This is a genomic window from Kribbella deserti, assembly GCF_042434725.1.
GTDB lineage: Bacteria > Actinomycetota > Actinomycetes > Propionibacteriales > Kribbellaceae > Kribbella > Kribbella deserti.
On sequence record NZ_JBHLTC010000050.1, the window covers coordinates 1 to 12,055 of the forward strand.

At 67.4% G+C, this 12,055-nt stretch carries 9 protein-coding genes; 2 read left to right on the plus strand and 7 right to left on the minus strand.

Going from position 1 to position 12,055, the window contains the following annotated elements; translation table 11 throughout:
* Positions 1-487: 487 nt before the first annotated feature.
* The 6 genes from ACFFGN_RS34905 to ACFFGN_RS34930 all read right to left on the minus strand — a co-directional run bounded on the left by ACFFGN_RS34905 (position 488) and on the right by ACFFGN_RS34930 (position 6,176).
* Positions 488-1,318, minus strand: coding sequence for a carbohydrate ABC transporter permease (locus ACFFGN_RS34905; protein WP_380057160.1), 831 nt, complete (start codon positions 1,316-1,318; stop codon positions 488-490).
* Positions 1,308-2,249 carry a carbohydrate ABC transporter permease gene (locus tag ACFFGN_RS34910; protein WP_380057162.1) on the minus strand — a complete coding sequence of 314 codons (942 nt, stop codon included), beginning with the start codon at positions 2,247-2,249 and terminating at the stop codon, positions 1,308-1,310. Before ACFFGN_RS34910 ends, ACFFGN_RS34905 begins: the two co-directional genes overlap by 11 nt.
* On the minus strand, positions 2,249-3,493 hold the full coding sequence (locus ACFFGN_RS34915; protein WP_380057164.1) for an ABC transporter substrate-binding protein: 1,245 nt from the start codon (positions 3,491-3,493) through the stop codon (positions 2,249-2,251). Before ACFFGN_RS34915 ends, ACFFGN_RS34910 begins: the two co-directional genes overlap by 1 nt.
* A 14-nt stretch (positions 3,494-3,507) precedes the next feature.
* Entirely contained in the window at positions 3,508-5,103 is a 1,596-nt protein-coding gene (locus tag ACFFGN_RS34920; protein ID WP_380057167.1) for an FAD-dependent oxidoreductase, read from the minus strand.
* Positions 5,104-5,184: 81 nt separating this feature from the next.
* Positions 5,185-6,048, minus strand: a complete 864-nt coding sequence (locus ACFFGN_RS34925) for a LacI family DNA-binding transcriptional regulator (RefSeq protein WP_380057170.1) — start codon at positions 6,046-6,048, stop codon at positions 5,185-5,187.
* Complete coding sequence (locus ACFFGN_RS34930; RefSeq protein WP_380057173.1) at positions 6,045-6,176, minus strand: LacI family DNA-binding transcriptional regulator; 132 nt, start codon at positions 6,174-6,176, stop codon at positions 6,045-6,047. The genes ACFFGN_RS34925 and ACFFGN_RS34930 overlap by 4 nt, the downstream gene beginning before the upstream one ends.
* Positions 6,177-6,505: 329 nt before the next feature.
* Between ACFFGN_RS34930 and ACFFGN_RS34935 the strand changes: the two genes are divergently transcribed.
* Positions 6,506-8,365: a hypothetical protein gene (locus ACFFGN_RS34935; RefSeq protein ID WP_380057175.1), complete on the plus strand. Its 1,860-nt coding sequence runs from the start codon at positions 6,506-6,508 to the stop codon at positions 8,363-8,365.
* Here the strand turns inward: ACFFGN_RS34935 and ACFFGN_RS34940 are convergent.
* A complete protein-coding gene (locus tag ACFFGN_RS34940; RefSeq protein ID WP_380057178.1) occupies positions 8,362-10,140 on the minus strand; it encodes a hypothetical protein in 1,779 nt (592 codons plus the stop codon). The genes ACFFGN_RS34935 and ACFFGN_RS34940 overlap by 4 nt on opposite strands.
* A 238-nt stretch (positions 10,141-10,378) precedes the next feature.
* Here ACFFGN_RS34940 and ACFFGN_RS34945 point away from each other — a divergent pair, with 238 nt between their 5' ends.
* Positions 10,379-11,284: a DUF6807 domain-containing protein gene (locus ACFFGN_RS34945; protein WP_380057180.1), complete on the plus strand. Its 906-nt coding sequence runs from the start codon at positions 10,379-10,381 to the stop codon at positions 11,282-11,284.
* Positions 11,285-12,055: the final 771 nt, after the last annotated feature.

The following is a 12,055-nucleotide window of genomic DNA, read 5'->3' on the forward strand; positions in this document are numbered from 1 at the left end:
CCCTACCCCACCACCACCCGAACCCATTCCTCAACAGGCTCTGCAGCCAGGTAGTCGCGCCAAAAGTCGGTACCGGGCCGGCGGGCGTCTCGTATTCCGAGGGTCGGCGGTCGGAATCGGGGGTGGACCTGTCAGATTTCGCACGTCGACCGCCGACTTCACACGTCGACCCGGCGAGTAGACGAGGTAGGACCCGCGGCCACGCCGTACGGCAGTACCCGCTCGCTCGCAGGCGCGGAGGCACTGGTGATTCGTGTACGAGACGACGCGTGGCGAGGTGGTTGGGCCTCACCCGACTGCGGGTTCGCCCGGGCGTCCACGGGACCACTCAGGCGAGCGGCCATACCTCACCCGTCCCCCTGATGACCGACCTGACCATTCGAAAGACTCAGGGGGACGGGTGCCCACCGAAATCCGCCGATTCCACCGCTGACCACTCGGCTCCGGCGGACGTGCCGTGGCGGCCAAAGGCCTCGGGGCAGCGCGATTACCCCTTGAGGCCGGTGTGGGCGAGGCCTTCGATGAACTGGCGCTGGGCCAGGATGAACACGATCAGCACCGGCAGGGCGCTCATGGTGGCGGCGGCCAGCTGTACGTTCCACATCGAGCCGCCGTACGCGTCGACGTACTGGGTGAGGGCCTGCGGCAGGGTGAACTTCTCCTTGCTGGACAGGAAGACGATTGGCTCGAGATAGAGATTCCAGCTGTGCAGGAAGGTGAAGATCGAGACCGCTCCGATCGCCGGTTTGGCCAGCGGCAGAGCCACCTGCCAGAACAACCCGAACCGCCCGAGGCCGTCGACCCGGCCGGCCTCCTCGAGTTCGTTCGGCAGGCTGATGAAGAACTGCCGCATGATGAACGTCGCCAGCACGCTCGGGGCGCCGAGCATCGGGACCAGGATCAGCGGCCAGTGCGTGTCGATCAGCCCGGCCGAGTCGAACATCCGGAACAGCGGCACGATGGTGACCTCGTTCGGCACCAGCAGCCCGGCCAGTACGACCATGAAGACGACTCCGGAGCCGCGGAACTTGATCCGGGCGAAGGCGTAGCCGGCCAGGGACGCGACCACCAGCGTGCCGGCGGTGACGATCAGCGCGATGTAGAGGCTGTTGAAGTACTGCCGTTCGAACGGTTGCAGCTCGAAGACCCGGCGATAGGCCTCCAGCGTCGGATCCGCCGGCCACAGCCGGGGCGGGAACGCGAAGATCTCGTTGATCGGCTTGAGCGAGGACGTCGCCATCCACCAGGTCGGGAAAACGAACGGCACACAGCAGACCAACAGCAGTCCGTAGACCGTCAGCTTGAGCCTATGACTCATGGAACACCCACCTCTTGCGCATCCGCCACTGCAGCACGGTCAACGCCAGCACGATGACGAACAACAGCAGCGAGATCGTCGCGCCATAGCCGAAATGATGGAACTGGAAGGCCTGCTGGTACAGGTAGTAGACGAGCACCGTGGTGGACGTGCCCGGCCCACCCTGGGTGAGTACGGCGATCTGCGCGAACACCTGCAGTGATCCCACGATGGTGAGGATCGAGGTGAGCAGAATGGTCGGGCTGATCAGCGGCACGGTCACCCGCCGGAACCGCGCCCAGGCACTCGCGCCGTCGATGCGCGCCGCTTCGTAGAGCTCGGCCGGAACGCCTTGCAGCGCGGCCAGGAACAGCACCATGTTCAGCCCGACGCCCTTGAACAGTTGCACGACGATGACCGAGATCATCGCGGTGGTGTCGCCGCGCAGCCAGTTCGGGCCGTTGATACCGATCGAGTCGAGCAGGCCGTTGACACCGCCGTTGTCCTGCAGCAGGAAGCTCCAGACGATCGTCCAGGCCACCAGCGTCACGACTACCGGCGAGAAGAACAGCGTGCGGAAGAAGACCGTGCCGCGCAGCTTCTGGTTCAGCAGCACCGCCAGGAACAACGCGAGCGACAGGTTCAGTACCACCAGACCGACCGAGAACAACCCGGTCGCCCGCAACGCCGGCCATAGTCGTGGATCGTCCGCGAGTGCCTGGTAGTTGCCCGCGCCAACAAAACCGAAGGTGCCGGCGAGCACGTTCCACTCGTGCAGGCTGTACCAGACGACCAGCACGAGCGGGATCAGCACGAAGGCGACGATGCCGATCAGCTGCGGCGCGACGAACAGCCAGCCGGCCAGTTCGTCGCGCCTGCGCAGGGTCCAGTACGACGGCCGCGCGGGTACCGGTGGTGGCGCGGCCTCGACCCGGTCTTGGAGCAGCACCATCACTTGCTCAGCAGCGGATTGATCTTGGCGCACACGCCGTTCAGGATGCCCTGCACGTCCGCGCCCGGCTTCCACAGCGGGTCGAGCGCGGCCCGTACGGTCTGCTGCAGTTCGGCGTAACCGACGTGGCTGGTCTTGATGTCACCACGCTGGATGCCGTCGATGACCACGCTCTGCAACTGGGCCGGCTTGAGCAGCGGGTTCGCCTTGGCCAGCGTCGCGGTGTTGAGCTGCGACTTGCGCGGCGGCGGGAAGAACTGGGCCAGCTTCGCGGAGTTGGCCTGGTTGCTGAAGAAGGTGAGGAAGTCCTCCGCGGCTTGGACGTTCTTGCCACGCTTCAGTACGCCGATGCCGGCTTGGCCGACAACCGAGTACTCGCCCTTAGGGCCGTTCGGCAGCGGTACGAGGTCCCACTTGAACTTGGCCTTCTCCAGCAGCGCAGCCCGGCTGATCTGGGTGATGATCATCGCCGAGTCACCCGCGTACATGTCGGCTGTCGTACCGGGACCGGGCATCGCCTTGTCGGTGAAGATCATCTTGTGGATGAAGGTCATCGCGGCCACCATCTCGGGCTGGTCGAACCCGCAGGTCTTGCCGTCCTCGCTCCACGGCCGCGCACCCCAGCCACTCCAGATCGAGTTCAGCGCGTCCCAGCCCTTGAAGTCGAAATCGCCGACCACCAGGCCACCCTTACCGGTTCTGGCCTGTACGGCGGCGGCCATCGCGGCGGCCTCATCCCAGGTCCACTTGCCCGCGGCAATGAGTTGGGCCGGGGTCTGCCGTCCGGCCGCCGTCACCAGGTCGGTGTTGACGAAAACGCCCAGCGGTGAGGTGGAGAACGGATAGGCCAGCAGTTCGCCGTCCTTCTCCCACAAGGCCGTTGTGCTCGGCAACAAGTCCGGGTCCTTCTCGATCGGCTCCAGCGCGCCCGACGAGAGGAAGTCCGGCGCCGTGCTCTCCAGGATCCACGCCAGGTCGGGCACGTTGCCGCCGCCGATCTGGGTGGTCAGCGCCGTCGTGTAGTTGTCGAACGGGATCGACTCGAAGGTGATCTTGCCGATCTCCGGGTGGTCCTTTTTGTAGTCCGCGGCGATCTGGCCGAACAGCGCCAGGTGCTTCTCGTTCGCGGTCCACACGGTCATGCGCAGATCGGCCGGACCGCTCGACGCTTCATCGGAGGAGCCACCGCAGGCGGTCAAGGTCAGCGCCGCAGCGGCGGCTAAAGCGGTCAGTCGGAACAACATGGTCAGGTCTCCCATCAGTAGCCGGTCACGTCCGGCCAGCTCAGTTCGACGCCCTGGTCCGACAACCGGGACTGGAACTCAACGAGCAGGGCAGGGGAATTGCGAACCGCGCGCGGCGAGGCGCCCCGGTCCAGACAGAAAGCGGCGAGCAGTCCGGCGGCCTCGCCGACGTTCCACTCCACCGGGTGCAGCCGGTAACAGCCGTTGGTGATGTGCGTGGTGCCCAGGTTCTTGCTCGCGGGCAGCAGGTTGTCCACTCGCTGCGGGATCAGCGCCCCGAGCGGAATCCGGAACGGGCTGCTCGCCACGTCGATGTAGTTGTCGCCACCCGTCGAGGGGTGCAGGTCGATCCGGTACATGCCCACGCCGACCGTATCGCCGTACTCGACCGCACCGGCGGAGCCGCGCACCGCCACCGACAGGTCCTGCTCGACGATCGTGTACTCGGCGGCGATCCGGCGCGACTCCCGGATGTACGGCGCCTGGGCCAGGCCATCCGTACTGCCGAGCAGGTCCCCGCGCAGGCGCAGCCCGGGAAATCCCGTGCCGCCGTCGGGTCGAGGGGCCTCGGTCTGCAACCAGTAGAAGACCGAGCGGGACAGTTCCTTCGCACCTTCGAGGTGCTTCGCCGCGTCAGGAACATCGAAGACCGGGCCTTCCAGATAGTCGATCATCGGCCAGTTCACCAGGCAGATGTCGCTCTCGTACGCGCCGGGCTCGAAGTGCTGCCGGGCCGCGATCCGCCGGAACGTCCACAGGTTGGTATCGCCGCCGGTCTTGCGCTGATCGGCGACCACCGTGAGCGGATCGTCGTCCGGGTTCGGGGTGAAGGTGCGCACCGACGGCTCGAGCGTGCGCGGATCCGGCGCGTGCCACGACAGCATCCGGTCGCCCCAGAACGGCGGTTGATAGTTCCGCCAGAAGGCGTAGTTCGCGGGCTTGTCGCCCACGTGATCACCGTCGACGTGATCCACCGCGAAGCAGAACGAAACGGCCTGCATGTTCAGCGGCTGTGCCTCGGCCGGGGCACTCGGTTCACCCGTCATGGCCTGCGATTCGAAGCCGGTGACGTACTCCGTGCCGGTCAGTGGCAGCAGTTCGCCGGTCTCGGTCGCGTCCAGGATGTACGGCGCGGTGAGCGTGAGTTCTGCCCCGGTATCGCGATGGCCCACCGTCACCGAGGCGACCCGGTCGCCGTCGGTCGTCGCGCTCACCGGCTTGTACGGTTGCAGGACCTGGAGACGCCGGCTCGCGCGGTACGGCGCCAGCAGCGACTCGATGACGGCGACGGCCACTCGCGGTTCGTGGCACAGCTTCGACACGTACCCGGCGCCCGGGTTGAGCTCCTTCGCCGCGCGAGACCGGGCCGTGAGTGGGTAGTGCCGCCGGTAGTAGTCGCGAATCCCGTCACGCAGCGCGCGGTACGACGCGGTTACGCCGAACTGCTCCACCCAGGTGTGCTCGTCCGGCGGCACGCCCTGGCTCGTGAGCTGTCCGCCCAGCCAGTCGAACTCCTCGGTCAGGATCACCGAGCGGCCCGCACGCAGGGCAGCCAGCGCCGCAGCCACCCCACCAAGGCCGCCACCGACTACGAGTACATCCGTGTGCATCTCAGTGTCCCTCGTTCGAGGTTGCTTGAGTGATTGCGTGCCTGGGCGCCGCAAGCGCCAAGGAACTTCGAACAAGGGACACTAGATTCCTCCAGGTGCGGCCAAGGTTTTGCCCTTGACCGGTTCGCAGGGCAGCAGCCGTTGGGTTTCGGCCGTCGTACCGGACAGGATCGTTTCGAGCAGTTCGACCGCCTGGCGGCCCATCTGCTTGCGCGGAATGTGGAACCCGCTGTAGTCGGAGTCACCTGGAACCGGCCGGCTGGGATCGCCCAGCGCCACCAGCGACAGGTCCCCCGGCACGCTGAGCCCCCGCGCCGCGGCGGCCTCGGCCAAGGCGGCGGCGTCGGCCAGGTCCTCGGTGAACGCCGCCGTGATGCCACGCTCCAGGAGCTCGCCCAGTACGTCGCCCCGGGCCTGCAGATGCGGGCCGTCGGTCACGCTGTGAAAGCCCTTCAGCCGGTCGGCCGACGACTCCGCGCCGGTGCCAGGTCCGATGAAAGCCAACCGGCGATGACCGAGCGCGATGGCCTGCTCGGCGAGCGTGGCGGTGGCGGTGACGTAGTCCGCGCCGACGTAGGGGACCGGGCCGTCGGCGTCGTCGCGCCGGCCGACCGAAACAAAGGGATAACCCTCGCGAACGAGGCGGCTCAGCTCTTCCGACGGAATACGGCGACCGAGCAACAAACAGCCGTCGGCCAGGCGGAGCCGGTTGTTCTCGTGGAAGACCTGGCGGCGGCCGTGGAACACCGGCGCGCTGGTGAACAGCAGCAGGTCGCAACCGACCTCCTCCGCGCACTCTTCGATACCGCCGAGGAACGGGTGGTAGAAGTCCGCGCTGGTACTCGGGAAGACCGACTCGTAGGTGAAGACGCCGAGGATCTTGTTGCGCTGCTGCTGCATCCGGCGGGCCAGCGGATCGGCCACGTAGCCGGTCTCGCGGATCACCTTGAGCACCCGGGCCCGGGTCTGCGCGGGGATGCGGCCGACGCGGCGGTGCGGTTGTTCAGCACCAGGGAGACGGTCGTCTGGCTGACGTTCGCCAGCCGGGCGATGTCGCGCTGGGTCAATCGCATCGCTCGCCTCCTCGTTGAGTAATACGTATTGCCGGACTATTGGACCGGAACGCTAGACCGGGTTGTTTCGCATCGTCAAGAGCTGATCGCTTTAGTAATGCGGATTAGCATGCACATCTTCTTGACGGCGAGCAGCTTGCGTGCGGAAACTCCTGCGACGACCAGTTCTTCGTGCGGACCCTGATTTGGCGACGATCCGACCCGTTTGCCGCTGCGAGGCAGCCTGCACCTGACAGGCAGCGGACGAGCGGCAAACGGGTCCGATCGTCGCCAATCACACGCGGAGTGAGAACGGATGCAACGGTTACGGCTCGACGGGAGTGGGAGTGATGGGGAAGCTGAAGCGCAGGGCGTTTCTCGCGGGTGCTGGTGCGCTGGCGGTGGCGGGATTGCCGGGTGTCTCGAGGGCGGAAGGGATTCCGGCGGTGGCGGGTTTGCCGCCGGGGGCGCCGGACCGGCGGTTGTTCCAGCCGGCTGAGCAGCGGTTCGCTGGATATCTGGCGATTCTCGCGCCGATGGCGAACGACATCGAACTGACCGATCCCGCGACGTACGGGTTCATGCGCGGCGGCTGGTGGCGTACGCCCGCCCAGCCGTTCAACGCCCGCGTGCAGGAGCACGTCTACACCCTGAGCTGGCACTACGCGAACAAGCGCCCCTGGAACCCGTACGCCGGCGATCCCGCTCTGCTCGGACGGCTCGACGCCGCGCTCCAGCACTACCTCGAACTGCAGAATCCGGACGGCTCCTGGCCGGAGTACGCACCCGGTGAACGCGGTAAGGCGTCGAGCGGTTTCGGCCTCGGCTATCTCGCGAAGACGCTTGCCAATCTGCGTCAGGCTCGCGCGCTGCCAGGGCGTCGTACCGAACTGGAAGTTGCCCTGCGCAAGGGCATCGAGTGGTACCTGGACCCGGCGAACACCGTGGTCTGGGATGACCCGTTCCAGTACAGCAATCAGGCCGTCGCTGGCCTGGCCGGCGCCGCGCTGACGCTCCGGTTGTTGCCGGACGCAACGTTGTCCCGGCGGCTGGCCGAACGCCAGCGGTGGGTTCAGCGCTGGGGGCAGAGTCCGGCCGGATTCTTCTACGATCCGCGCGGCATGGACATCAACTACAACTTCGAGGTGATGCTGCCGGAGCTGGCCGAGATCTACGCGCTCACCGGGAACCGCGCGATGGTCACGATGACCCGGAAGTTCACTGACTGGTTCGGCTACAACCTGCTGCGGGAGCCGGACGGCTCGGGCTGGCTGACGTACTACGCGGTCTCCGACCGGACGGCCAGCGCGGCGTACGACGATGTCATCCCGGATCCGGATCGCAGCAACCTTGGCTCGCTGTTCGTACCGGAGGTTCCGGACCTCGCGGCCTTCTTCACCACCCGGGAGGATCGCGCCGCCACCCGCGCGGCCTGGGCCGCCGACCCTGCGCCGGTGAAGCCGCTCGCGAAACAGGACACCTCCCCACGCATCATCGCCCACGTCGCGTACGGCGAACGCCTGCCGAGCCGAGCCGCCAAGGACCGGGCCATCGAGCGCCTCCCGTATCTGCGCCGCAAGGACTTCGCCGAGCTGCGCCGGGACGAGGTCGAGAACCAGGACTACCTGTACGTGCGCAAGACCGGGTACTACCTCGGCGCGTACTTCGGCCGCCGCGCGGGTGGTGTGGTGAAGTCGGGCACGGGCTTCCTCTGGCATCCCAAGGCCGGCACGATCATCCACTCGCAGCAGACCACCACCGGCTGCTGGTCCACCGTGCTCAATGGCAGGCCCGACGCGGACGGTGACCTGGTGGCGTCGTACGACCTCGACGGATCGGTTGCCACGGTGGACTACCGCACGGCCGACTCGTCGGTGCGGACCGAGCTGGTTCTCGCGCCGTCGGTGCTGATCCGCAAGGTGACGGCGGCGCCGGCGGCGACCGAGCAGATTCCGTTGGTGCTGCAGCCGGAGGACGAGGTCGTCTTCACCGACGGCACGCGCGTTCCGTACAACGAGAGCCGCACTGTGACCGCCGCCGGGCTGGTGCTGCGCCGGGGTGGTGCCGTCATCAGGATCGACTGGGGCACGGCCCGGACAGCCACGTTGACCGCGACGACGCGAACCTACTTGCGTGACCAGCGACGCCGGGTGCACATGCTGCGAATCCCACACACCGGCGTCCTGGTCACCCGCATCGAGGCCGTCTAGTTCGCCCTGGTCCTCAGCTTGAGCGTGTACTTGGTCGGGGACTTGCCGGTGAGATAGACCCGCAATCCAGCGGGCGTGAGACTGCCACCCAGGTAGGTGTAGCGCTCGCCGGGATCCATGGTGACCCGGGTAGCGCCGTTGCCCGGCCCGAACTCGATCCGGTCGTTGCCCACCACGTACGCGCCGGTGCCACTGGTCAGCTGGTAGTTGCCATTGGCATCGAGTTGTTCAACGCCGGTGAGTTCACCACCTGGCCGGAAGCACAGCTCGATCGCGAACGGCACCTCGGAACCGGCCAGCCCGAAGGTGAGATCGAAGCCGTCCGGCAATTCGGTGACGACGACCTCGGTCCGCAGCGTCCGGTAGTGCTTGGGCCGATGCGGGAAGTCCATCTTCGAGTAGAACCGCCCGTCGGGCGTCATGGCGTAATCGCCGTCAGCGCGGCGATACCGGCGGGGGAGCGGCAGGTGGTACGGAACGTTCACCTCGTCCGCCAGCCGGAAGGCCTTCGGGCCCAGGCGATGCAGGCCGTTGCTGCGGAAGTGGCCCGTGCTGAAGAACTGCGGGGACAGCCGGACCGAGTCGAGAATGGCCGCGCCCTGCCGCAACTTGAAGAACGTCGGGTTGGTGGACAGCCCGGACGCGATCAGCGGCAGATCGTGGAAGTCCGTACCGCCGAACAAGGTCGCGGTTCGATCCCCTCGCCGGATTCGCGCGAGGCCCTGGAGTGGATAGGCCTGGGTGAAGTCGACCGGTAGCGCCGCCGGTTTCGGCAGGACGGCGGCCAGCTCGGGACGTTCCAGCACCTCGGCCAGGAAGTCGCCGAGTTCGCCCGTACCCCCGGTTTCGATGCTCTTGGCAACTGCCGCGAACCGGCCGTCGCCGTCGTGCAGGGCCAGCTCACGGAACTGGGTCAGGTACCACCAGACCTCGCGGATGCGGACCTGGTCCTGGCGGCGCGAGGCCGTCGTATCCACCTCGCCGTTCGGCTCCAGCAGGTACAGCGTCATCGCCAGGTTGCGCCGTACATAGTCGACCAGCTCCGGCCGACGGCGCAGCCAGGCGATCGTGAGCAGGCTGGGGTTCGTCACCTCGGCCGAGTAGGTGGAGCTGCGCTCGCTGTACGACCCGTCCCCGGTCGCGTCGATGCCCTCCGCGAGCCAGTCGTCGATCCGCGCGGCATAACGCCGATCCGGCCACAGGTGGTGGATCCGGGCCAGCGCGGCCGACAACTCCCACCGGTGGTTGGGCGTGTGGACGCCGCCGGTGGCGAGGCTGGGGCCGGCTAGCTTGATGATGCGTTCGAGGATCGTGCGATGCGGCTTCGTCGCGGTTCGGCCGTCGTCGTTCAGCAAGGTCCAGACGAGGCAGAGGTCCTGCAGCGCGAACGAGCTGTCCGGCGGTGAGTGCAGGTTGCCCACGTCGTACAGGCCGTCTTCGTGCTGGGCGTCGCGGAGGCGTTCGCACATCGTCAGCAACGGGCCGAGCAACGAGTCGTCGTGGTAGTACGCCGAACGGTTCCAGGTGTACGCCGAGACCAGGCGCCGGGTCTTCCGGGCCACGGCTCGTGGGCTGTCGGCCGGGTTCTGGTAGTTGCCGAGGACAACCGGTACCTGTGTGTTGGATGCGGTTGTTATGACGGCCAGGAAGGCCTCGTCGATCTCTGCCTTCGTATTGCTTTGAGGCCCGGTGTCTTGGGCGAAGGCGGAGGTGGGGACCAGAGCCGCGGTGGAGAGAGTCGTAAGTGTTCCGGCCAGAAAGCTGCGGCGCTGCATGGAGACCTCCGGGGGAGTGGAAACCGCTTGCTGCCGCGTCACTGTTGTCGGCCGACTTTGTCCTGTCAAGGGATTGCGCAATCGGTGGTACAGGTTGGCCGATTCCGGACAGGCTGAGCGGAGGACTGTTGGCCGCCCTGGTCTCTTCGGCTACCGTGAGCCGCCGAGGCAAGCGCTTTCCTTGACTGGCTGGAATCCCGTCGGAAGCGGCCGCGGCGATATCTAGGGAGCTCGCGTCATGACCGTACTGGAATGCAATCACGCTGTCGGCCGATCGATTCAGGTCAGCGCCGACGGGGTCGAGCTGTTCACCTACGTGTACCGGCCGACCGACGTACAACTCGAGTCGCCGCGTCCGTACCTGCACCCGATCCGCACCCTCGCCGGTGACCTCGTCACGGCGTTGCGCCCGCACGACCACGTCTGGCACAAGGGCATCGCGTGGTCGCTGCCGCACCTGGGTCACGACAACTTCTGGGGTGGTCCGACCTTCTCCCGGGAGACGGGGTACCGCCAGCTCGACAACAACGGCTCGATGGACCACCAGCGCATCGTCGAGCTCGACGTGACCGACGACCACGTGCGGTTCCAGCACGAACTGGCCTGGCACACCCAGGCCGGCGTACATCTCGTCGACGAACTGCGCACGCTGACCGCCCGGCTCACCGACGACGGCTGGGCCCTGGTCTACGAGACGACGATGAGCAACCTCTCCGGCGAGGTGATCCAGATCGGCAGCCCGACCACCGCCGGCCGCGACAACGCCGGGTACGGCGGCCTCTTCTGGCGCGGACCACGTTCCTTCACCGGCGGCACCATCCTCGCGCCGCAAGGCCCCGGCGGTGACGAACTCCGCGGCCAACGCGCCCCCTGGATGGGCTTCACCGGCCGCCACGACGAGGTGGACCGCGGCTCGACCGTGCTCTTCGTCGACGCCCCGACCAACCCGTGCCACCCACCCCAGTGGTTCGTCCGCTCCGAGGACTTCGCCGCCGTCTGCCCCGCGCCGTTCTTCAGCGAGGAACTCCCCTTCACCCCCGACGAACCCCTCACCTTCCGCTACGCCGTCCTGATCGCCGACACCGTCTCCGACGCCCCCCGCGCCACCCACCTAGCCACCCAAGCCCAATCCCTCCTCCCGTAATCCCCCCTCCGCACAACCTCCACCCCCTCCCCACCCGTTCGTTTTTTACCGACGGTCGGACGCAGTAAACCGCGTCCGACCGTCGGTATCTTTTTGCCCGCCGAGTCCGCGACTCCCGGCACCAGCGTCGGCGCCGGCGTTGCCACCGGGTTGGCTCCGCGAGTGCCGGGGTTGGCACCGGGGGTTCCGCGAGCGGCCGGGGTTGGCACGGGGGTTCCGCGAGCGGCCAGTGCCAAGCCCTCGCTCGGGTCCGCGCTCGGTCCGCGGGGGACCCGCAGAGAGCCGGCTCGGATCGGGCGGAGGCCCACCAGCGAGCCGGGACGTCGGCCCTAACTGCGGGCCGAGCCGCGCGTAAGTTTTTTACCGACGGTCGGACGCAGTAAACCGCGTCCGACCGTCGGTTTGTCATTGACCACCGAGTCCGCGATCCCGGTAACGCGGTGTCCCGCGAGTGGTCGGGTCGAGTCGCGGCGCAGGTTGATGGCGCCGCCGGCAGCAGGGCGGGCGGACGGGCAAGCCGGTGGTCGGCGGCAGGGGTGGACGTACGGGCCGGGGGGGGGCGGGGCCAGGGGCATCGCGCGCGAATAGCCAACACTTGGAGGCACCTCGCGAAAAAGTTGTCCGCATTCTCCCGAATGATGTGCGACCGACCCGGAGTCGGCACCACCCCGCGCACCCCGCCGAGGCACGACCTGCACCGCCGTCGTACGAACTGCCCCGGCGTCGTCGTACAACCCGCGTCGTGTCGAGCGAACCGCGTCGTGTCGCAGG

What these genes read in the sequence shown, in the direction of transcription:
- ACFFGN_RS34905 (WP_380057160.1), bottom strand. Translation starts at nt 1,318, where the DNA reads ATGAGTCATAGGCTCAAGCTGACGGTCTACGGACTGCTGTTGGTCTGC.
- ACFFGN_RS34910 (WP_380057162.1), bottom strand. Translation starts at nt 2,249, where the DNA reads ATGGTGCTGCTCCAAGACCGGGTCGAGGCCGCGCCACCACCGGTACCC.
- ACFFGN_RS34915 (WP_380057164.1), bottom strand. Translation starts at nt 3,493, where the DNA reads ATGTTGTTCCGACTGACCGCTTTAGCCGCCGCTGCGGCGCTGACCTTG.
- ACFFGN_RS34920 (WP_380057167.1), bottom strand. Translation starts at nt 5,103, where the DNA reads ATGCACACGGATGTACTCGTAGTCGGTGGCGGCCTTGGTGGGGTGGCT.
- ACFFGN_RS34930 (WP_380057173.1), bottom strand. Translation starts at nt 6,176, where the DNA reads ATGCGATTGACCCAGCGCGACATCGCCCGGCTGGCGAACGTCAGCCAG.
- ACFFGN_RS34935 (WP_380057175.1), top strand. Translation starts at nt 6,506, where the DNA reads ATGGGGAAGCTGAAGCGCAGGGCGTTTCTCGCGGGTGCTGGTGCGCTG.
- ACFFGN_RS34940 (WP_380057178.1), bottom strand. Translation starts at nt 10,140, where the DNA reads ATGCAGCGCCGCAGCTTTCTGGCCGGAACACTTACGACTCTCTCCACC.
- ACFFGN_RS34945 (WP_380057180.1), top strand. Translation starts at nt 10,379, where the DNA reads ATGACCGTACTGGAATGCAATCACGCTGTCGGCCGATCGATTCAGGTC.